21 protein-coding genes are annotated in these 20,564 nt (G+C 72.1%); 12 read left to right on the top strand and 9 right to left on the bottom strand.

What is annotated here, in order from left to right; all coding sequences use genetic code 11:
- Nucleotides 1-186: 186 nt before the first annotated feature.
- The 3 genes from LL648_RS07560 to LL648_RS07550 all read right to left on the bottom strand — a co-directional run bounded on the left by LL648_RS07560 (nucleotide 187) and on the right by LL648_RS07550 (nucleotide 3,588).
- Entirely contained in the window at nucleotides 187-810 is a 624-nt protein-coding gene (locus LL648_RS07560; protein ID WP_232661679.1) for a response regulator, read from the bottom strand.
- Nucleotides 811-834: 24 nt separating this feature from the next.
- Nucleotides 835-2,016, bottom strand: coding sequence for a GAF domain-containing sensor histidine kinase (locus LL648_RS07555; protein WP_232661678.1), 1,182 nt, complete (start codon nucleotides 2,014-2,016; stop codon nucleotides 835-837).
- Nucleotides 2,017-2,157: 141 nt separating this feature from the next.
- Nucleotides 2,158-3,588 carry an FAD-dependent monooxygenase gene (locus LL648_RS07550; protein ID WP_232661677.1) on the bottom strand — a complete coding sequence of 477 codons (1,431 nt, stop codon included), beginning with the start codon at nucleotides 3,586-3,588 and terminating at the stop codon, nucleotides 2,158-2,160.
- Between the two features lie 88 nt (nucleotides 3,589-3,676).
- On the opposite strand from LL648_RS07550, the gene LL648_RS07545 reads away from it, so the two are divergent.
- The 3 genes from LL648_RS07545 to LL648_RS07535 all read left to right on the top strand — a co-directional run bounded on the left by LL648_RS07545 (nucleotide 3,677) and on the right by LL648_RS07535 (nucleotide 5,713).
- Nucleotides 3,677-4,303: a TetR/AcrR family transcriptional regulator gene (locus LL648_RS07545; RefSeq protein ID WP_232661676.1), complete on the top strand. Its 627-nt coding sequence runs from the start codon at nucleotides 3,677-3,679 to the stop codon at nucleotides 4,301-4,303.
- Nucleotides 4,304-4,393: 90 nt separating this feature from the next.
- Nucleotides 4,394-4,978, top strand: coding sequence for an SRPBCC domain-containing protein (locus LL648_RS07540; RefSeq protein ID WP_232661675.1), 585 nt, complete (start codon nucleotides 4,394-4,396; stop codon nucleotides 4,976-4,978).
- A gap of 39 nt (nucleotides 4,979-5,017) precedes the next feature.
- On the top strand, nucleotides 5,018-5,713 hold the full coding sequence (locus LL648_RS07535; RefSeq protein WP_232661674.1) for a DUF998 domain-containing protein: 696 nt from the start codon (nucleotides 5,018-5,020) through the stop codon (nucleotides 5,711-5,713).
- 9 nt (nucleotides 5,714-5,722) lie between these two features.
- On the opposite strand, the gene LL648_RS07530 is transcribed toward LL648_RS07535, so the two are convergent.
- Together LL648_RS07530 and LL648_RS07525 are read right to left on the bottom strand one after the other, a co-directional pair.
- Nucleotides 5,723-5,902 (bottom strand): hypothetical protein, encoded by a 180-nt coding sequence (locus LL648_RS07530; protein WP_232661673.1) that lies wholly within the window; start codon nucleotides 5,900-5,902, stop codon nucleotides 5,723-5,725.
- A gap of 144 nt (nucleotides 5,903-6,046) precedes the next feature.
- The gene (locus tag LL648_RS07525; protein WP_232661672.1) at nucleotides 6,047-7,708 is read right to left on the bottom strand and encodes a DNA repair helicase XPB; all 1,662 of its coding nucleotides are present in this window, start codon (nucleotides 7,706-7,708) and stop codon (nucleotides 6,047-6,049) included.
- Nucleotides 7,709-8,175: 467 nt separating this feature from the next.
- On the opposite strand from LL648_RS07525, the gene LL648_RS07520 reads away from it, so the two are divergent.
- From LL648_RS07520 to LL648_RS07505, 4 genes are all read left to right on the top strand, one after another.
- A complete protein-coding gene (locus tag LL648_RS07520; protein ID WP_232661671.1) occupies nucleotides 8,176-12,111 on the top strand; it encodes a sensor histidine kinase in 3,936 nt (1,311 codons plus the stop codon).
- A gap of 70 nt (nucleotides 12,112-12,181) precedes the next feature.
- Nucleotides 12,182-12,604, top strand: a complete 423-nt coding sequence (locus LL648_RS07515) for a roadblock/LC7 domain-containing protein (protein ID WP_232661670.1) — start codon at nucleotides 12,182-12,184, stop codon at nucleotides 12,602-12,604.
- A 109-nt stretch (nucleotides 12,605-12,713) separates the two neighbouring features.
- Nucleotides 12,714-13,340, top strand: a complete 627-nt coding sequence (locus tag LL648_RS07510) for a DUF742 domain-containing protein (RefSeq protein ID WP_232661669.1) — start codon at nucleotides 12,714-12,716, stop codon at nucleotides 13,338-13,340.
- 7 nt (nucleotides 13,341-13,347) lie between these two features.
- Nucleotides 13,348-13,920: a GTP-binding protein gene (locus tag LL648_RS07505; protein WP_232661668.1), complete on the top strand. Its 573-nt coding sequence runs from the start codon at nucleotides 13,348-13,350 to the stop codon at nucleotides 13,918-13,920.
- A gap of 66 nt (nucleotides 13,921-13,986) precedes the next feature.
- Here the strand turns inward: LL648_RS07505 and LL648_RS07500 are convergent, their stop codons facing one another.
- Entirely contained in the window at nucleotides 13,987-16,215 is a 2,229-nt protein-coding gene (locus LL648_RS07500; protein WP_232661667.1) for a helicase-associated domain-containing protein, read from the bottom strand.
- Between the two features lie 79 nt (nucleotides 16,216-16,294).
- Here LL648_RS07500 and LL648_RS07495 point away from each other — a divergent pair, with 79 nt between their 5' ends.
- Both LL648_RS07495 and LL648_RS07490 read left to right on the top strand, forming a co-directional pair.
- Nucleotides 16,295-16,474, top strand: a complete 180-nt coding sequence (locus LL648_RS07495; RefSeq protein WP_232661666.1) for a hypothetical protein — start codon at nucleotides 16,295-16,297, stop codon at nucleotides 16,472-16,474.
- A gap of 14 nt (nucleotides 16,475-16,488) precedes the next feature.
- A complete protein-coding gene (locus tag LL648_RS07490) occupies nucleotides 16,489-17,070 on the top strand; it encodes a nucleotidyltransferase family protein (protein WP_255684886.1) in 582 nt (193 codons plus the stop codon).
- Between the two features lie 195 nt (nucleotides 17,071-17,265).
- Here LL648_RS07490 and LL648_RS07485 read toward each other — a convergent pair whose 3' ends face one another.
- Nucleotides 17,266-17,874: a LysM peptidoglycan-binding domain-containing protein gene (locus tag LL648_RS07485; protein ID WP_232661664.1), complete on the bottom strand. Its 609-nt coding sequence runs from the start codon at nucleotides 17,872-17,874 to the stop codon at nucleotides 17,266-17,268.
- Between the two features lie 455 nt (nucleotides 17,875-18,329).
- Between LL648_RS07485 and moaC the strand changes: the two genes are divergently transcribed.
- Genes moaC through LL648_RS07470 form a run of 3 tightly spaced genes read left to right on the top strand, consistent with a single transcriptional unit; the run spans nucleotide 18,330 to nucleotide 19,671 of the window.
- On the top strand, nucleotides 18,330-18,770 hold the full coding sequence (moaC, locus tag LL648_RS07480) for a cyclic pyranopterin monophosphate synthase MoaC (protein WP_232661868.1): 441 nt from the start codon (nucleotides 18,330-18,332) through the stop codon (nucleotides 18,768-18,770).
- Entirely contained in the window at nucleotides 18,767-19,243 is a 477-nt protein-coding gene (locus LL648_RS07475; RefSeq protein WP_232661663.1) for a MogA/MoaB family molybdenum cofactor biosynthesis protein, read from the top strand. The genes moaC and LL648_RS07475 overlap by 4 nt, the downstream gene beginning before the upstream one ends.
- Nucleotides 19,240-19,671: a molybdenum cofactor biosynthesis protein MoaE gene (locus tag LL648_RS07470; RefSeq protein WP_232661662.1), complete on the top strand. Its 432-nt coding sequence runs from the start codon at nucleotides 19,240-19,242 to the stop codon at nucleotides 19,669-19,671. The genes LL648_RS07475 and LL648_RS07470 overlap by 4 nt, the downstream gene beginning before the upstream one ends.
- An 86-nt stretch (nucleotides 19,672-19,757) precedes the next feature.
- On the opposite strand, the gene LL648_RS07465 is transcribed toward LL648_RS07470, so the two are convergent.
- Both LL648_RS07465 and LL648_RS07460 read right to left on the bottom strand, forming a co-directional pair.
- On the bottom strand, nucleotides 19,758-20,054 hold the full coding sequence (locus LL648_RS07465) for a transglycosylase family protein (RefSeq protein WP_305080778.1): 297 nt from the start codon (nucleotides 20,052-20,054) through the stop codon (nucleotides 19,758-19,760).
- Between the two features lie 350 nt (nucleotides 20,055-20,404).
- Entirely contained in the window at nucleotides 20,405-20,557 is a 153-nt protein-coding gene (locus LL648_RS07460) for a hypothetical protein (protein WP_232661661.1), read from the bottom strand.
- Between the last annotated feature and the right edge of the window lie 7 nt (nucleotides 20,558-20,564).

The raw sequence follows: 20,564 nt of genomic DNA, 5'->3' as shown, positions 1-20,564 counted from the left end.
ACACCGCGCGGGCACCCCCAAGTGGAGATACGAGCGTCAAAGTTGACAGTCCGTGACCTCGGATGCGGCCATCCGTAGCACTTCGCGCTGCTCCGACCACCCACGGCAACGCAACTTGCCCACCGTTTTGCCTACTTGCACACCCGGGAAGGCGTGCAGGTTGGCAAAACGGTGGGGAAGTTCGGGCTAGAGGAGGCCGGCCTCGCTGGCTTTCCCGATCGCCTCGACGCGGTTGCGTGCGCCGAGCTTGTGCAGGGCCGACTGCAGGTAGGTCTTCACGGTGTTGCGGGCCAGGCCGGTGCTCTCCGCGATCTCCGGGTTGGTCCGGCCCTGCGCGGCCAGCCGCAGCACCTCGTACTCGCGGCGGGTCAGCCCGCTGCGGGCGAGCGCGGCCTGGCTGCCGGCCTCGCCGCCGAGCATCCGCGGGTCGTACACGCGCTCGCCGCGCAGCACCTTGCGCAGCGCGGCGACGATGTCGGTCTTGGCGGCGTCCTTCAGCAACGCGCCGTGCGCGCCGGCGTCGAGCGCGGCCTGCACGCCGTGGTGGTCACCGTGCGCGGTGAACACGACGACCTTCGCCGCCGGCACGATGTCCCGCAGCCCCGCCATGACCTCCGGCGCGAGCATGTCGGGCAGCCGCAGGTCGAGCAGCACGAGGTCGGGTCGCAGGCCGGGGGCGCGTTCCAGCGCGGAGCGTCCGCTCTCCGCCGACCCCACGACGACGAGCGCCGGCTCGCCGCGCAGCAGCAGCGCAACACCGTCGCGGACGACGGGGTGGTCGTCGACCACCATCACCCGTGCCGCCGTCATGCTGCCGCCTTCACGATGCCGCCTTCACGATGTCCGGCCGGAACCGGGCAGCATCATCCGCAACGTCGTGCCGCCGTCCTCGTCGTGCACCAGGCTGACCCGACCGCCCAGCCGCGCCGCCTTCTCCGCGAGAAGCCGGATCCCCAGGCCGGTGCCGCTGGTGTCCTCGCCGCAGTCGCGCACCATGCCGTCGTCGGCGACGGCCACCTGCACCCCGCCGTCGATCTCGCCGAGGCTGACGACGACCGTGCCGGCCTCGGCGTGCTTCTCCGCGTTGAGCAGCCCTTCGCGCACGGCGCTGATCAGCAGCGTGGTGCGCTCGACGTCGAGCGGGCGGACGTCGCCGAGCTGGATGAACCGGGCCGCGACCCCGGTGCGCGCCTCGAAGCTGCGGCAGTGCTCGGCCAGCTCGATCGGCAACGCCCGCTCGGGGCTGGCGTCGTTGAGCGCGAGCAGCGCCTCCCGCAACGCCCGCGACGCCGCCGAGACGTCCGATTCGAGCCGCCCGAGCTGGGTGCGCAGCACCGGGTTGTCCGGGAGCGTCGAGCGCAGGTCGCGCACCTGCGCGCCGATCGAGAAGAGCATCGCCCCGACGGAGTCGTGCAGCGAGGCCTGCATCCGCTGGCGCTCGGCGGCGACGGCGGTCCGCTGGCCCGCCTTCGCCCGGTCGGCCAGCCGCAGCGCCCGCGCGGCGTCGACCGCAACCTCCTCCACCGCCTGCACTGCGCCGTCGCCGAACTCCCCCGGCCCGCGCAGCGCCGCGTACGCGACGGCGACCGTTCGCGGCACCCCCGACGAACTGTCGAGGATCGGGACGGCCAGCATCGCGCCCATCGCCTCCCGGCGGACCGGGCCGTCGAACTGGTGGGTGATGCTGCGCGCGGTGATGTAGTCGCTCACCCGCACCGGCGTGCCCAGCGCCAGCACCCGGCCGCCGACGCCCTGCCCGCGCGGCACCTCGAGGTCCTGCAGCGAGTCGGTGCGGTTGCCGGCCAGCCAGCGGATCACCGCGTTGCCGCCGTCGGCGACGTCCGCGACGAACCCGGCGTCGGCAGCGGCCGCGTCGCGGATCAGTCGGGCGGTGCCGTTGAGCGCCAGCACCCTGTCGAGGACGGACAGCAGCCCGTCGCGCTCGGCCAGCAGCGTGTTGAGCAGGTCCTCCTGCTCGAGGGCCCGCTGTGCCGCGGCTTCCCTGCTCGACGCCATCCGCGGACGATCGCACAACTCGTCGCCATCGCGACACACCCGGATGCAGACCGGTGCGTCGCGACCCGGATCTCCCCACCGTTTTGGGTGGATGCGCGCCGAAAAAGCGCGCATGTGCCCAAAACGGTGGGGAAGTTCGGGTCACCGGGGGGTGATCTCCCAGACGTGGTTGTCGGGGCGGACGAGCACCACGCCCGCGTCGTAGGCAGCTGCGGCGTGCCCGTCGGCGTCGACGAGGTCGGTGCCGGTCGCGACGGATCCCGCCGGCAGGATGCGGTAGGTCGGCACGTCGGCCGTGTCGACCTCCGAGTCTACGTGCGCGTCGCCGAACGCGAGCCGGGTGGCGTGCGGCCCGCTGAACAGCTCGAACAGCCGCACCCGCTTGCCGTTGGCGTCCTGGAGCGGCGCGTCGGGCGCGCGGTCGCCCGCCCGCAGCCGGCCCGTCCCCGGCGCGGAGAGCGGCCCGCCGCGATAGGAGATACCGAGCTGCGTCGTCTCCGCGCCGCGCTTGTGCGCGTCCTCGTCGCCGTCGATGTAGCGCTGCATGATCTCCGACGTCATCCCGAGCACCTGCGCCGCGACGGCCCGCCGCTCCGCCTCGTAGCTGTCCAGCAGCTCCGGCGAGCCGTCGGCGAGCTTCCACCCCAGGTTGTACGCGTCCTGCACGCCGGTGTTGAGGCCCTGGCCGCCGGTCGGCGGGTGGACGTGCGCGGCGTCGCCCGCGAGGAACACCCGCCCGACCCGGAACCGCTGCGCGAGCCGGACGTTCGGACGCCACACCGTCGACCAGATCATGTCATGCAGCCGGACGCCGCCGCCGGAGTGCTCGTCGAGCCGGGCCTGCAGCGTCGGGAGCGCGGTCTCGACGGCGAGGTCGCCGTCGCCGAGCGCCGCGGCGAACTGGAAGTGCTCCGTGCCCGGCAGCGGCGAGAACATGACCCCGCGCATCGGGTCGTCCGCGGCCCCGAACCAGTGCCCCACGTCGTGGGCGAGCCCGTCGGCCCGGACGTCGCCGAGCAGCATCCGGATCGACTCGTCGGTCGTGCCCTCGAACGCCACCCCGAGCGCCTTGCGCACGGCGCTCCTCCCACCGTCCGCGCCGACCAGGAAGGCTGCGCGGACGCTCTCGCCCGTGCCCAGCAGCGCCGTGACGCAGGCGCCGTCCTGCTCGAAGCCGAACAGCTCGGTCGCGAGCTCGACGTGCACGCCTAGCTCGGCGAGCCGGCCGCGCAGGATGGCCTCGGTCTGCGACTGCCCGAGGAAGCGCCCGGTCGGGTACGGCACCGCGGGCGTCGGCTCGACCGTCTCGAACATCGTGTGCTCGCCGACGGGCCGGCCCCCTGCGTAGACCTTGATCGGGACCGGCGGCGAGCTCGCGGCGAGCACGGCGTCGAGCACACCCAGGTCCTCGAACACCTCCAGCGTGCGCGGCTGCAGGCCGTCGCCCCGCGACCCGATGAAGAAGCTCGCCGCCTTCTCCACGACCCGGACGGGCACCGCGCGCCGCGCCAGCTCGATGGCCAGCGTCAGCCCGGTGGGGCCCGCTCCCGCGACCAGCACCTGCGTGTCCATGACGACCTCCGTTTGATGAATTGTGATTCAGTGAACTGAGATTCAGAATGACGGTTGCTAGCGTCCGCGTCAAGCAGGGAGGTGGCGGATGGCGGTCATGAGCCGCAAGGAGAAGGCGGCAGGCACCGAGACGGCACTGAAGGACGCCGCCAGGCGCGTGTTCGCGGAGAAGGGCTACCTGAACACCAAGATCACCGACATCACGGCGGAGGCCGGCCGGGCCGCGGGGTCGTTCTACAACCACTTCGCGAGCAAGGAGGAGCTGCTCGAAGCCCTGCTGGTCGACATGGCCGAATCAGGCGACGAGCAGGCGCTCGGCCCCGACCACCTCTCCGATTTCAGCGACCCCGCCGCGGTCCGCTGGCACGTCGCCCAGTACTGGCGGTTCTACAAGGAGCACGCCGCGACGATGGTCGCGCTCCGGCAGGCCGCACTGGTCAGCGAGCCGTTCGCACGGAAGCTGACCGGGTTCTTCACCGCGCAGGCCGCCGACCTCACCGGCCACCTCGACCAGGTCACGCACGCGGGAATGGCACTGCCGGGGCGTACCGAGCTGTGCCTCTCGATGATGTACCAGCTGCTCGACAACTTCGCGGCGACGTGGCTGGTGGCGCCGACCCCGGACGGCGCGCAACCACCGACGGACGACGAGGCCATCGAGACCCTCACACGATTCGTCTACCGCGGCCTGACCGGCCACGACTACGAGGGCTGACGCACCCCGTCAACGAACTTCCCCACCGTTTTGCCTACTTGCACGGCCTCCAGGGTCTGCAGGTTGGCAAAACGGTGGGGAAGTTTCGGCGTGCCGATCCGGCTCGTCCACGACCGGTGGATCGACAAGTACACCGAGCGGCCGGTGTCGGCATTGGCGGATCTGAAGGCCGAACTGGAAGGGACCGACATGCCCACGCAGGAGAACGTCAGCACGACGACCCAGGTGCACCGGGTGTTCATCAAGGCGGCCCCGGAGGCGATCTGGGCGGCGATCACCAAGCCGGAGTGGTCCGAGCGGTACGGCTACGGCGGGCGGGTCGAGTACGACCTGCGCCCCGGCGGGCGGTTCCGGACGGTCGCCACAGCGGAGATGCAGGCCGGCGGCATGCCGGAGGAAGTGGTCACCGGTGAGGTCGTCGAGGCCGATCCTCCGCACCGGCTCGTGCAGACCTGGCAAGCGGCCTGGGAGACCGAGCCGGCGACCCGGCTCACCTACGAGATCACCAGCGGTCAGGGCGGGGTGTCGGTGCTGACCGTGACCCACGACGTGACGGGCGCGCCGAACACCGCGGCGATGGTCGCCGGGCAGGTCGAGGGCGCCGGCGGCGGCTGGGCCGAGGTGCTCTCCGGGCTGAAGACGCTGCTGGAGACCGGGGCCTCGCTCTACGGCTGAGCCATCCCGCATCGGACCAGAAGAGAGAGGAGAGCTGCCATGCACGAATCAACCCGAACACCGGCGGCCGGACGAGACGGCACCGCCGACCCGTCCGCGCATCCGGGCAGCACACCGGTCCTACTGGCCTGCGGTGCGGCCGCGGGACCGCTCTTCGTCCTCTCCGTCGTCCTACAGGAGAGCGTGCGCGAGGGGTTCGATCCCCGTTACCACGCTCTGAGCCAGCTCGCGCTGGGCGCGGAGGGCTGGGTGCAGACCGCCACGTTCATCGTCGCGGGGCTGCTGGCGGTCGCCTCCGCGGTCGGCCTTCGTCGAGCGCTGCAACGCGCCGCCTTGGGGGCGCGGTGGGGCCCGATCCTGATCGGCGGCTACGGGATCGGGCTGATCTGGGGCGGCCTGTTCGCCACCGATCCGGCACTCGGCTTCCCACCCGGCACCCCCGACGGGATGCCGGCGAGCATGAGCTGGCACGCGACGCTGCACGGCTTCGCCCCGATGCTCACCGGCCTCGCCCTGATCGCCGCCTGCGTCGTCTTCGCCCTGCGGTTCCGCCGTCAGGGCAGGCGGGGTTGGGCGACCTCCAGCGCGATCGTGCCGATCGCGTACCTGGCGCTGGGGTTCGCCGCGTTCCCCGCGGACGACCTGCGCCTGCTGCTGGCCGGTGGCGCGATCATCTGGCTGTGGGCGTCGGCGCTGACGTTGCGGATCCTGCTCGACCACCGCGGCGCCAAATAGAACTGACGGTCAGCGGTGCTCCCGTCCGATCCGCGAATCGCTCCACTCGTCCTCGGTGGCCTGGCGCTGCGCCGGGATGCCGCGAATGATCTCCTCGGGGTGCACGTGGGGCAGCTCGGCGCCGCGCCGGCGCAGCATGCCACCGAGCACGATGCTGACCACCATGGCGACCACGATCCAGGCCGCCACCCCAATGATGATCCATCCGATGGTTGAAATGCTCGCTCCCCGCTTCGACGCAGGTCTCCAGTGTCGGTCACCGGAGCTGTGAGCGCAGGCACATACACTCGAACGTGCGCATCCGTGGCAAACGGGTGATGCAGAGTGGCCGGCTCAGCCGACGTCGGGGACCGCCGGGCCGAGCAGGTCGTCGGCGTCGACGATCCGATAGGCGTAACCCTGCTCCGCGAGGAACCGCTGCCGGTGCGCCGCGTAGTCGGTGTCGAGGGTGTCGCGGGAGACCACCGAGTAGAAATGGGCCTGCCGACCGTCGCCCTTGGGCCGCAACAGCCTGCCGAGCCGCTGCGCCTCCTCCTGCCGCGAGCCGAACGTGCCCGAGACCTGCACGGCGACGCTCGCCTCCGGGAGGTCGATGGAGAAGTTCGCGACCTTGCTGACGACCAGCACGGGGATCTCGCCCTTGCGGAAGGCGTCGAAGAGCGCCTCGCGCTCCTTGTTCTTGGTGGAGCCCTGGATGATCGGCGCGTCGAGCGCCTCGCCGAGCTCCTCGAGCTGGTCGAGGTAGGCACCGATGACGAGCGCGGGCTCCCCGGGGTGGCGGGCGAGCACCGCCTTCACGACGTTGACCTTCGTGTGCGCCGTGGACGCCATGCGGTAGCGCTCCTCGGCGTCGGCGACCGCGTAGGCCATCCGCTCGGCCTCGGTGAGCGTCACGCGCACCTCGACGCACTCGGCGGGCGCGATCCAGCCCTGCTCCTCGATGTCGCGCCACGGCGCGTCGTAGCGCTTCGGGCCGATCAGCGAGAAGACGTCGCCCTCCCGGCCGTCCTCGCGCACGAGCGTCGCGGTCAGGCCGAGCCGCCGCCGCGACTGCAGGTCGGCCGTCATGCGGAACACCGGGGCCGGCAGCAGGTGCACCTCGTCGTAGATCACGAGGCCCCAGTCGCGCGAGTCGAACAGCTCGAGGTGCTTGTACTCGCCCTTGGTCTTGCGAGTGATCACCTGGTAGGTCGCGATCGTGACGGGCCGGATCTCCTTGCGCTCGCCGGAGTACTCGCCGATCTCCTCCTCGGTGAGGCTGGTGCGCGCGATCAGCTCGCGCTTCCACTGCCGCCCCGCCACCGTGTTGGTGACCAGGATCAGCGTGGTGGCCTGCGCCTGGGCCATCGCGGCCGCGCCGACGAGCGTCTTGCCCGCGCCGCAGGGCAGCACGACGACCCCGGAGCCGCCCGCCCAGAAGCCCTCGACGGCCTGGCGCTGGTAGTCGCGCAGCGTCCACCCGTCCTCGGCGAGGGCGATCGCGTGCGCCTCGCCGTCGACGTAGCCGGCGAGGTCCTCGGCCGGCCAGCCGATCTTGAGCAGGGCCTGCTTGAGGTGGCCGCGCTCGGAGGGGTGCACGAGCACGGTGTCGTCGTCGATGCGCGCGCCGAGCAGCGGGGCGATCTTCTTCTGGCGCAGCACCTCCTCCAGCACCGCACGGTCGAACGCGACCATGACGAGCCCGTGCACCGGCGAGTTGGTCAGCTGCAGCCGCCCGTAGCGGCCCATCGTGTCGACGACGTCGACGAGCAGCGGCTGCGGCACGGCGTAGCGCGAGTAGCGCACGAGCGCGTCGACCACCTGCTCCGCGTCGTGGCCCGCCGCACGCGCGTTCCAAAGCGCCAGCGGTGTCACGCGGTAGGTGTGGACGTGTTCCGGCGCGCGTTCGAGTTCGGCGAACGGAGCGATCGCGGAGCGGGCCTCCGCGGCCGCGTCGTGATCCACTTCGAGGAGCAATGTCTTGTCGGACTGGACGATGAGCGGCCCGTCGGTCATTGTTGTCGTACTCCTCACATGGCCCAGCCGGGGGAACCGGATCGGGCTGCTCGGGCTACTCAGAGTGCGAGGCGCGTCCAAACGGGGGAACGGCCGGTTCTGGGTCTACCTCGAAGGACTGGGGCGTGACGAACTCGGGCTATACTTCTGCAGCTTCGTCCGTACGCGCACGTGTGTCGTCGCGATCATACCCGGTTCCGGCGGTAGCGGCCCTTCCCCAGCGGGGCGCGCGTGTCGGATGGTGATGGAGTTGTACGACGCGGGCCGGCGACCCCACCGGCACGCCCCCGACAGAAGGCGCGACGGATCCACTCGATGTCTCATCGCGATGCTCCACGGGAGCTGCGACCGCACACGGCCATCCACCGCCGCAGGACCGCATCTCGTCCGGTCCGCCCTCGCGTTGAAGGTGCGCGCATGCCAGAGTTCGGCCGATCGTCGCCGGCAATCCTCAGGGGGACGTTGACGTGACCAGCATCCAGAGCGGACCGTCGTGGGCGGATCGCCTCGACCCGCGCAACTGGACCCTCGTGTGGAAGCTCGTCGCGATCGGGTTGGTGCCGGCTCTGCTGGCACTCATCCTGGGCGCGCTGCGCGTCGCCGACCAGGCCGGATCCGCCTCCCAGCTCGGCAGCGACACGAGGCTGCTCGCCCTGCGTGACGAGGTGGCCTCGGCCGCCCACGCACTGCGCCAGGAGCGCGACGAGGCCGTCCTCTACATCGCGGGCAACCGCAGCGGCGACGCCGGCGTGCTGAACGTGGCCGAGGGCCAGGTCAACGACGCCGTGACGAAGATGCGCGATGCCATCGGCACCGGCGAGGACCTCGACGACGGCAGCACGGCCGTCCGCCAGGGCACCGAGGGTGTGCTCGGCCAGCTCGAGCTGCTGCGCGCCGCGGTCGACATCACCGCCCAGGACAAGCGCGGCGACATCCTCAACCGCTACAGCAACATCATCAGCAGGCTCGACGCGCTCGACCGGGCGATGCTGCGCCAGCTGCGCACGCCCGCGTCCGCGAACCTCTCCGACGGCCTCACCGCCGCGACGAACGCCGCTGAGCAGCTCGCGGTCGAGCACACCATCATCGGCGCGGCGATCCGCGTGGCCACCGTCGCCCCGAGGGGCACGATCCCGATCAGCGCCGAGGACCTCACCGCCCTCGAAGCCGCGAGGGCGCAGCTGACCAGCGACTACCGCGAGTTCCAGGTGGCGCTCGTCGCGGTATCGAACGTCGGCAACGTGCTCGACGACCTCACCGCCAACGACGTCCGCGACGCCTTGCGGGAAGAGGTGAAGGGGAAGGGCCAGCGAGGTGAGCCGATCCTCGCGACGAGCGCGGCCTGGGACGCCGCCTACAACGACTCCCGCGCCGTCATCGACCGCAACATCGAGGACGTCCGCAGCGAGCTCAACGTCACGACCGACGCCGCGGCCGACCGCGCCAGCAACCTCGCCGGCGTCAACTCCGTCATCCTGATGCTCGGCCTGCTGGCCGGTATCACGGTCATGGTGCTCGTCGCCCGCGCGCTGCTGCGCTCGCTGCGCGTCCTGCGCACCGCGGCGCTCGACGTCGCCGAGCGGCGCCTCCCGCTCGCCGTCGAGAGCATGCGCGCCGGGGAGACCCCGGACGTCACCGTCGACCCCGTCCCGTTGACATCGCGCGACGAGGTCGGGCAGGTGGCGCGGGCGTTCGACGCGGTCCACGGCCAGGCGATCAGGCTCGCCGCCGAGCAGGCGCTGCTGCAGTCGAACGTCTCCGCGATGTTCGTCAACCTCTCCCGGCGCAGCCAGGCGCTCGTCGAGCGCCAGCTGACGCTCATCGAGCAGCTGGAGAGCAACGAGCAGGACGCCGACCAGCTGTCGAACCTGTTCCAGCTCGACCACCTCGCGACCCGCATGCGGCGCAACAGCGAGAACCTGCTGGTCCTCGCCGGCACCGACCTCGCGAAGCGCAACGTCGCACCCGTCCCGATGGTCGACGTGCTCCGGGCTGCGGTCTCGGAGGTCGAGCAGTACCAGCGGATCGTGGTGCAGACCCCGCCGAACGCCACGCTGGTCGGCCGGGCGGCGAGCGACATCGTCCACCTCCTCGCCGAGCTGCTGGACAACGCCACCAACTTCTCCCCGCCCGACTCGCAGGTGGTCATGAGCACCACCCGCACGCCCGACGGCTCGATCGTCGTCGAGATCGCCGACCGCGGTGTCGGCATGGTCGACCACGAGCTCGCCGATGCGAACATGCGCCTGAGCGGGCCCGCGACGGTCGACGTCTCGGCCTCGCGCCGCATGGGCCTGTTCGTGGTCGGTCGCCTGGGCGCCCGCCACGGCATCAACGTGCGGCTCTCGGCCTCGTCGTCGGCGCCGGGCTCCGGCCTCACCGCCTCGGTGACGGTCCCGGCCTCGCTGGTGCCGTCGAGCGAGCCGTCCGAGATCGGCCGCCCGGCCGGCACGCCGCGCCCGACCCCGGTGCCGCTGCAGGGTGCGATGGCGCAGGGGATGCCGCAGCAGCAGCAGCGCAACAGCCTGAACGGCGCCGGCCAGACCGGTTCGCTCTCCGCGTTCGTCGCGGGGACCGACGGGCCCGCGAACCCGGGCAGCGTCTTCGACGTCCCGACCGGCGGCGACAGCTCGCTGTTCGGAGGGCCGGCGAACGGGACCAACGGCGCACCGCCCGCGCCGACCACCCCGCCCACGACGCCACCGGCGACCCCGCCGCTGCCGAGCCGCCGTCCAGGCTCCTCGCTGCGCCCGGACGGCCCGCCGCGCAAGCCCGACGAGACCGGCCCGCCCGACGACGAGCAGCGCAAGGCGCGCGAGGTCGCCGAGCAGGCTCGCCGCGACCAGGAGGCCGCTGCGCGCGCCGAGCAGGAGCGCGCTGCACGGGCCGCCGAGCAGGCGAAGAAGGAAGCGGAGCAGGCCGAGGCGGCCCGCAACGCGGCGGCGGCGAGCACCTTCACCGCGCCGCCCACGGGTGAGACCCCCGGTGGCGACTCCATGTTCGGCACGGGCGCGGCACCGCTGCCCTCGCCGCGACCGACCCCGGTGCCGCCGGCCCCGCCGACGATGCCGATCCCGGTGATCGGTCGCACCGGCAGCGCACCGCTCCCGCAGCGGGCGAAGCCGGAGCCGGAGCAGCAGGCGCAGCCCTCGCCGCGGCCGACCCCGCAGCCAGTGCACCAGCAGAACCAGCAGCCGCCGGTCAACCAGCAGCAGCCGCAGGTCCAGATGCCGCCGATCCAGATGCCGCAGTACCTGCCGCCGCCGACTCCGTCGCAGCCGGCCGTTCAGGCGCAGGCTTCGGCCCCGCCGGCCGAGCCGCAGGCCCCGGAGCAGCAGGCACCGCAGCATCAGGCACCGCAGCACCAGGCACCCCAGCACCAGCAGCTGTTCCAGCAGCCGAACCCGCCGCAGGGCCAGCAGGGGCAGCAGCAGTTCCCGGGACAGCAGTACCCCGGGCAGCCGCAGTCGTACCAGCAGCTCCCGCCGCAGCAGTACCCGCCACAGCAGCAGTACCCGGCCGCGCCGCAGCACCAGCAGCCGACGCAGCAGCAGCCCGTTCCGCCCCAGAACCAGCCGAACCCGCAGCCCGTCGCGCGCGCCAACCCGGCGCCCGCGCCGGTCAACCGGCCCGTGCAGGCCTCGACGCCCGACGAGCTCTTCGCGCCGAGCGTCCCGGTGATCGCCGAACCGACCCCGGTCGTCCGCAACGGCGCCACCGGGTTCGACCTCGGTGAGACCACGCCGATCTTCGAGGAGATCGCCTCGGCGTGGTTCCGCTCGAACCGCCCGATCCCGGTCAACTGGGAGACGGAGAACGGCGAGGGCGAGCCGTCCGCCGAGCAGGCGGCAGCCGCCGCGTCGGCGCCCGCGGCACCACCCGCGGCGCCCGCGCCGGAGGCACGGGTGGCGCCGAGCCCCACACCGGCACCGCGGCCCGCCCCGGTGGCGCGCCCGACCCCGGCGCCGATGCCCGACGCTGCTCCCGTCACCGAGCAGGTCCCGATCCAGCAGCCCGTCCAGCAGCCCGCTCAACAGCCCGTTCAGCAGCCCACGCAGCAGCCTGCGCCGGAGCCGATGCCGGAACCGACGTTCGCGTCGGCCGCCGACGAGGGTTGGCGCGCCGCAGCCGCCGAGATCGCCAACGACACCCCCGACGAGCTCACCTCGGCGGGGCTGCCCAAGCGCCGGCCGCGGGCACGGCTGGTCCCGGGCAGCGCGGGCTCGACGGTGCTGACCCCGCCGGCAGCGGCGTCCCGCAGTGCGGAGATGATCCGCGGGCGACTCGCCAGCTACCAGCAGGGCGTCCGACAGGGCCGGGAAAGCCGGACACGCGGCACCGCTGGTGCCGAAGGTACTGACCCCGCCACAGCGGGTGGCAATCACGACGAGGAGCGCACGTGATCGAGGTTGTCGCTAGAAGATCATCAATCCCGCCGGTCGAAGCGGCGGGCAGCGTCAGCGAGGAGCTGTCATGACCGCACCGCAGACGCAGCCGAGCCGGTTCGGGTGGCTGGTCACCAACTTCGCCGAGCGTGTGCCCGGCGTTGCACACGCCATCGTCGTTTCCGCCGACGGGCTGCTGCTCACGAGCTCCGACCGGTTGCCGCGCGACCGGGCCGACCAGCTCGCCGCCGTCTCGTCAGGGCTGATCAGCCTGACGCAGGGCGCCGCGCGCTGCTTCGACGCCGGCGGCGTCGTGCAGACCGTGGTCGAGATGGACCGCGGCATCGTCCTGCTCATGTCGATCAGCGACGGATCGTGCCTCGCAGTGCTGGCGTCACCGAGCTGTGACATCGGTCTGATCGGGTACGAGATGACGCTGCTCGTCGACCGGGTCGGCCAGCTGCTCACCCCGGAGCTCCGCGCGGAGCTGCAAGGATCCTTCGGGCACTAGGCTCCCCGGCTCGGCTGCACGGCCTCGTACGTCCCCGCACGTCCAGAACTGGCACTGAACTCGCACGACTCGCACCCGTAACCGATCGGCAGAAGGCAGGTGAAGTCCGATGACCTCCGGTCCCGACGACGAGCGCCGGCAATCCTCGGAGCCGACTTTCGCCGACGTGATGAACGGCTTCAGCTTCGATGCCGGTCGCACGCCGAAGCGACGCCGTTGGGGCCGCCGGAAGGGCGGCGGCGACGACGGCGGCCTGAGCATCGACGTCCCGAACGACCCGACGCCGGTCAGCCCCTCCTCGGGTGCGCTCCCGCACGTCTCGCAGGGTCCCTCGATCCCGTCGACGGGGCCCATCGACATGCGGGCCGTCGAGGCCGACGAGGTGGCACGAGGTGTCGGCGCCGCCGCTGTGCGGCCCTACACCTGGACACGAGGCCGGACTAAGTCCGGTCTCAACCTAGCGATCGAGACGCTGGTCTCGACGAGCCAGCGTGGCCGTGACCAGATCGGCCTGTTGCAGGTCGAACACCGCACGGTTGCCGAGCTGTGCGAACAAACGCGGTCGGTCGCCGAGGTCGCCGCGCTCATGAAGCTCCCCCTCGGCGTCGCCAGGGTGCTGCTGGGTGACATGGCCGGGCTCGGCGTCGTCACCGTGCACCAGACCGCGAGCAGCGCCGGCAACGCGCCGGACCTCGCATTGATGGAAAGGGTCTTGAGTGGACTCCGTCGGCTCTAGGGGGCACATGATCGCCACCTCGGCGACGATCTCGGCCAAGATCGTGGTGGCCGGGGGCTTCGGCGTCGGTAAGACGACGTTCGTCGGCTCGGTCTCCGAGATCGTCCCGCTGACAACAGAAGCTGTCATGACCGAGGCCAGCGCCGGCGTCGACGACCTCGCGGCGACCCCGAACAAGGTCACCACCACGGTGGCGATGGACTTCGGCCGTGTGTCGCTCGACTCCGAGCTGATCCTGTACCTGTTCGGTACGCCGGGTCAGCACCGCTTCTGGTTCATGTGGGACGACCTGGTGCGCGGCGCGATCGGCGCCGTGGTCCTCGTCGACACCCGCCGGCTGGCCGACTCGTTCGCTGCGATCGACTTCTTCGAGGACAGGGGGCTGCCGTACGTGGTGGGCCTCAACTGCTTCGACGGGCTGTTGCAGCACCGCATCGAGGACGTCCGTGAAGCGATGTCGATCGACCCGTCGATCCCGATCGTGCAGTGCGACGCCCGCAACCGGGAGTCGACGAAGCACACGCTGATCCGGCTCGTCGAGCACGCCATGCGGCACCGCATGACGGCCGGCGCGCGCTAGCGCGCGCTCCTGCAGTACCAGCACGTCCGCGGCACGCACCGCACCGCTCCTGTGGTGCGTGCCGCGCTACTGCTGTTCCTCCACGAGCGCGATGCTGGTTATGCGGTGCAGCTGCACCTGGTGCAGCTCGCCGTCGATGCTGTCGTTGCCTTCCAGCAGGCCACCGCCGACCCTGACGGGTCGCAGCACGCGTTCGCTCGAGACGCCGTGGCTGTCGACGAACCCGATCCACACCTCGCGGCCTTCCGCCACCGCCCTGCGCAGCAGCTCGAGCGTCGAACCCGATGCGAACTCCGCGGCGTTGCGGCGGATCCCGGCGAGGGTGTCGCCGCCGCGCATCCGCTTGATCATCCCGGCGACCTGCCGCTCGCTGAACTCCGGTGTGGCGGCACGTTCCTTCGTCCGTCGGCGCGGTGAGGTGCGCCGGCCCCGGTCGGAGAGGTCGAGCACCGCTCCCCCGGTGTCCTCGGCCGCTGGGCTGAACCCGGCCGCGCGCAGCGCGTCGAGCACCTCGACCAGCGGGACCGGGCTCACCACCACCGTCGGCGCGATGCGGCGCAGTTCGAGGTTCGCCGCCTCGGGGTGCGCCATCACCTCGGCGATGAGCACCTCGTCGTCGGACCGGAGGAACGAGGTGGCGGCGCCGCCGCGGAGCCGTCCGTGCCGGCGTGCGACGTCGTCCACGAGGTAGGTGAGGCCTTGCGGAACGGGTGTCGCGGAGCGCTTGGCGAGCAGCTCGTGCACGTCGGATGCACTGCGTCCGGCGTCGAGTGCCCTGCGGATCGTCGCCTCGGTGAAGCGGTAGACGGTCGCGCCGCCCGCCGACTCGATGTCGGCGAGCAGGCCGAGCTCGCGGGCGAGCTCGGGTTCGAGCGGGCCGGGCGCGACGGCGGTGAGGTCGGCCTGCAGGAGCACCTGGTCGACGGCCTCCGGCAAGGTCGCCCGCAGCGCTGCCACGAGCCCGCTGTGGTCCGTCAGCAGCGCCCGCCCGGGGGTGGAGATGGCGTCGAGCGCGGCGACGCCGAACGTCGTCGCCTCGGCGAGCACCCACGTCACGAACTCGTCGCGCAACCGCCCGCCGCGCCGGGGCGCGCGCCACGCCATCAGCTCGGCGAGGCCGCCGACCGAACCGACCGCGGTGCCCGCAGGCAGCTCGGCGAGCCCTTCGAGGATCCGGCGGCGGTCGCGCGGAGCCAGCGGCCTGCGCACCCCGTCGGAGAGCGCGGCGATGGGCCGCCCGGTGTCGTCCTTGCGCCCGACGAGCCCCGGCAGGCGGGGCAGGTCGAGCCAGCTGCGGGCGAGCAGCGACCAGCGGACCTCAGGGCCGCCGGCGAGCCACACGTCGGCGCTCGTGGTCGGCATCCATTCCGGCGCGATGCCGTCGCCGGCCCCGACGAGGTCGGCGGCCACCACCACCTCGATGACGAGTGCGGCCGTCGACTCGTCGGTCTCCATCTCCTTCGCCGCCCGCCGCAGCTCGCGCACACCGAGCCCGCCCGAGCGCAGCACGGGCGGCGGGTTCTCGCCCCAGTGCGCGATGAGCAGCTCGACCTGGCGGATCAGCGTGAGCACCGCGCCGCCCGCCGTCCGGTCGACGACATCGGCGCCGCGGTCGCGCTGCCCGAGCTGCGGGGGCGTGACCGTGAGCTTGCCCATCGGGCGGTCGCCGCGCAGCGCGATCGCGACCTGGCGGGGCAGCTCGACCGTCTCGTTGTCGACGCGGAGCAGCAGCCCCTTCGCGAGCAGCGTCCCGACCGGACCGGCCGGGTCGGTGCCGCCGCGGCTGCGGCCCATCGGCGGGCCCGCGGTGAGGGTGTCGAGCACCCTGCGTTCCTCCGGCGTGACGGCGGCGAGCAGCGCGGGCAGCGCCGAGGACGCCGCCGGTCCGACCGCGGACCGGCCCAGCCCGCCCGGGTACCGCGGCACGACGTCACGCGCGGCAGGGACGATCGCCAGCTCGTCGTCCGGGCCCCACACCAGCGCACGTGCGGAAAGGGCGCCCAGCGCCGAGCTGAGCGCTTTGGGGCGCATGTCCGGCCCGAGCAGACGGGCGAGCTCCGCGCGCGGCACAGGGGCGCTGTCGGCGCCGGCTACGACGAGCGCCTCCAGCACGACGAGCGCAACCGTGTCGAGGTCGTCGCAGGAACGGCTCACGGAGGCGCGTACGTCGGCCCGTGCGGCGAGCTTGCCGAAGTCGGTCGGGGGCGGGACGACGAGGTCGGGCCGCAGGCGCATCAGCGTGGCTAGCATCTCGTCGGGCTGTGCGCGCAGCCATTCGACCAGCGTCGTGGGCATCCCGACAACGGTAACCGGAGCGTGCGCGATACTTCTCGGCAAGCCCGACCTTTGCTTTCAGCGCTTCGAGGAGGACACCGTGGCAAAAGCCGCCCGCCCGGGCCGCGTCGACCCGACGTGGCCGGAAGGACCCGACGGGGAACACCCGGTCACCGAGCTCGCCAGCCCGGTGCAGGGCTCGCTCTCCCCGTTCGGTGACGTGCAGTTCCCGCTGGAAGAGGTGCCCTACGTGCACCCCGTCACGGAGATCAACAAGTAGCTGCGCCGGCAGGACTGCTGCTCGCGGGCGGCGCCGGCCGCCGGATGGGCGGTCCGAAGGCGCTCGTCGAGCTCGACGGTGAGCCGCTGGTGCGCAGGGCGCTGCGCGTGCTCGCCGATGGTGGCTGCGCGCCGCTGGTCGTCGTGGTCGGGGCGGCGGCGGACGACGTCCGCGCGTTGCTGCCGGCCGACGTCCACGCGGTCGTGGCGGCCGATTGGGCCGAGGGGATGGGCGCGTCGATGCGGGCGGGTCTGGCCGCGCTCGCCGGGCTGCGGCCGGTTCCCGAGGCCGCGCTCGTCCACCTCGTCGACCTGCCGGGCGTCACGGCGGCCGCTGTCGCCCGCCTCGGGGCCGAGGCGGGGCCGGACGTGCTGCGCCGGGCGGCGTACGGGGGACGCCCTGCGCATCCCGTGCTGATCGGGCGCGCGCACTGGGCCGGCGTCGCGGCGACCGCGACCGGTGACGCGGGGGCCCGCCACTACCTCGCGGACCACCCGGCGCTGGAACTGGTCGAGTGCGGCGACATCGCCTTCCCCGACGACATCGACACGCCCGAGCAGCTCGCGGCGGCGAGGGTGGACCCTGAGCGCCGGTAGGGGCGGGCCCCTCGCGAGGGCAGGAAAGCCACTTTCCTGCCCTCGGCGGGCCTGAAAGTGGCTTTGCTGCCCTCCCGGCGGAGCCGGGACGACCGGGGAGGGGAGTCCGAGCCGGGGCCGGTCCGCCGCGGTGAGCCGGTCCGCCGATCCGGCCCGGCCTTGGCGTGCCGGCCCCGGCCCGGGGCCGGGACCCCCTCAGACGGTCAGCTTCTGGCCCACGGTGAGCTTGTTGGGGTTGCCACCGAGGCCGGGGTTCTTGTCGAGGAGCGTCTTCCATCCGCCTGCGACGCCGTTGCGCGTGGCGATCTTGGAGAGGGTGTCGCCCGACTTGACGACGTAAGCACCGGTGGTCGCCGTGGGGTTGCGGAACGCGGCCTTCTGCGCGGGGGCGTCGTCGTTCGACACCGGCGCCTTGCGCAGGGTGGCGCCCTCACTGAGGCCCAGCTTCCGCGAGCAGGCGGGCCACGCCTTCCAGGTCTGCGCGGCGAGCACCCGCTCGGCGACGACGATCTGCTCGGACCTGCTGGCCTGGTGGGCGGCGGAGGCGAACTCGGCGCCGCCGAACGCCTTCCAGGTGCGCGGGGAGAACTGCAGGCCACCGGAGTAGCCGTTGCCCGTGTTGATGCTCCAGTCGCCGGTGCTCTCGCACATCGCGAGGCGGTCCCACGTGGAGTCGGAGGCTGCAAAGGCGGAGGGCGCCGACGCCAGCAACGGGACACCGGCGACTGCGCCGGCGAGCGCGGTGCGGGCGATGACCCGACCGGTGTTGCTGGGGGCGCGATGGCGACCGCGGTAGCGAGCCATTTGGCACTTCTCCGTGCGCTGCGCGCAGACCTCTGCCAGGGGGAGCTCTGGCTGGCGGCCTTGGGGGCGACCGCCGGGTCGTACCTGTCCCACGCGGGGTTCGTGAGGCAACGGGGGCCGGGACCGCCGGACAGGGGAGCGCTGCGGTTCCGGAGCCTGCCCGGACCGGGGAGTCCGTGCGAGCCGTGGAGGACGCTACGTGTGGTTTTGCTGAGAGGGAACCCGGCGATTTTCGGCGGACACGCCGTGGGAAGGGCGCCGGTAGTGTCGGAGATGAGCGGGTTTGTGCAGCTCACGACCTCAACGTCACAAACGAGCATCGATCATCGAGGTTGCGTTTAGGTGATCCACATCACAATTTTTGCGCGGCAGACGGCGGCACACGAGCGGCCAGCGGCACGACGTAGGGTCACGCCGTGGAGCTGAGCCACGTCGACGCCGCCGGTGCCGCCCGGATGGTCGACGTCACCGGGAAGGAAGCGACGGCACGCACGGCCGTCGCGACGGGCACGCTGCGGACCACGGCCGAGGTCGTCGATCTCCTGCGCCGCGACGGCCTGCCGAAGGGCGACGCGCTGGCGACGGCCCGCATCGCGGGCATCATGGGCGCAAAACGCACCCCCGACCTCGTCCCGCTCTGCCACCCGATCGCGATCAGCGGCGTCACCGTCGAGCTCGTCGCCGAAGGCAGCGAGGTCCGGATCACGGCGACGGTCCGCACGACCGACCGCACGGGCGTCGAGATGGAGGCCCTCACCGCCGTCGCGGTGGCCGGGCTCACGCTGCACGACATGGTCAAGGCCGTCGATCCGGCCGCGACGCTCGACGGCGTGCGCGTGGAACGCAAGGAGGGCGGCAAGACCGGCCTCTGGGTCCGCCCGCAGGAGGACGGATGAGCCGCCGCGCGCACGTCGTCACGGCGTCCAACAGGGCCGCAGCGGGCGTCTACGCCGACACCGGCGGCCCGCTCATCGTCGAGTGGCTGCGAGCGCGTGGCTTCGAGACGGCCGACGCGACGGTCGTCCCCGACGGCGAGCCCGTCGGCGAGGCGATCAGGGCAGCGGTGGCTGCCGCGGTCGACGTCGTGATCACCACAGGCGGCACGGGGATCTCGCCGACCGACGCGACCCCGGAGGTCACCCGACGGGTGATCGACTACGAAGTGCCTGGTCTGGCCGATGCGATCCGGGCGGCCGGCGCACCGAAGGTGCCGACGGCCGTGCTCTCGCGCGGCGTGAGCGGCGTCGCCGGGCGAACGCTCGTGGTGAACCTACCCGGATCGACAGGTGGAGTTCGCGACGGACTCGCCGTGCTCGACGGGGTGCTGGAGCACGCCGTCGACCAGCTCCGAGGTGGCGATCACAAATGACAGGTGCATCCGTGCTGCGTGCCGTCGTGCAGGAGGAGCCGCTCGACGTCGAGGAGCACGCCGCGCTCGTCGAGCACTCCGGCGCGGGCGCCGTGGTGACGTTCAGCGGCGTGGTCCGCGACCACGACGGCGGGCGCTCGGTGCAGGGCCTGGAGTACAGCGCCCATCCGAGCGCCGGGAAGGTCGTCGCCCAGGTGGCGGCCGACGTCGCGGCCGCCGCGCAGGGCGTGCGTGCGATCGCTGTGAGCCACCGGGTGGGGAAGCTCGCGATCGGTGACGTCGCGCTGGCGTGCGCTGTTGCCGCCGATCACCGCAAAGAGGCGTTCGAGACCTGCGCCGAGCTGGTGGAGCAGGTCAAGAAGCTGCTGCCGGTCTGGAAGCACCAGTCCTTCACCGACGGCAGCGACGAGTGGGTCAACTCGACCTGAGATCCGGCGAGCTGGCCACGGCGGGCCCGGGCGCCGAACTGGCGCGCCCGGGCTCCCACCGCCCGGAGATCAACGACGCTGAGATATCAGCGGCTCGACTTGCCGGAGAGACCCAGCTTGCGCGAGCAGGCCGGCCAGGCCTTGAAGCCCTGCGCTGCGAGCACCTTCTCGGCCACCGCGATCTGCTGTGCGCGGCTGGCCTTGTGCGCGGATCCGGTACCGCCGAATGCACGCCATGTGCGCGGGCTGAACTGCAGCCCACCGGAGTAGCCGTTGCCGGTGTTGGTGTTCCATTTGCCACTGCTCTCGCACTGGGCAAGCTTGTCCCAAACTGAATCGGGAGCGGCATTTGCGGTTCCGGCGACGGCGAGGGGGGTACCCATCACAACGGCTCCGGCAATTGCCAGACGAAGCAGACTTCGACCCGTGCTGCGCGCGACTCGAGAAGTCATTTTTTGTTTTCTCCTCTCGCACCGTCGAGGAGGACGTGCTCGTCAACGGCTGGGGGAGCCGATCAAGCAGTCCCGGTCGTCGCCCGATGAGCCAGCTTGCAGCCCGTCGGGAATGTGACGCCCCGACCCTGTCCCGTCTTCCATCTCGACGGACCGGATCCGCGGGACAGGGCCTGGCGCGACGGATCCGGATGCATTTCCGATCGTCCTCTCGAACGACCGGCCGTCGACGCTACGAGTTGGACACCGGCATTCGTCAATCCCAGCCGTCGTGACCATCGTCACGGTAACGCCCCAATCGGGCCGACGATAGACAGATATCCGCTGGTCAGCGCATAGGTGATCACGGCCAGATCACGGTTCGACCATTGCATCCAAAACGGAAGTATTGGCGATCGCATCACACTTTCCTCACCACGGAACGTGATGTCCACGCACGGT

It is taken from the genome of Pseudonocardia sp. TRM90224 (assembly GCF_021245725.1).
In the GTDB taxonomy this organism is placed as follows: Bacteria; Actinomycetota; Actinomycetes; order Mycobacteriales; family Pseudonocardiaceae; genus Pseudonocardia.
This window is presented reverse-complemented; position numbering and strand designations above follow the sequence as displayed.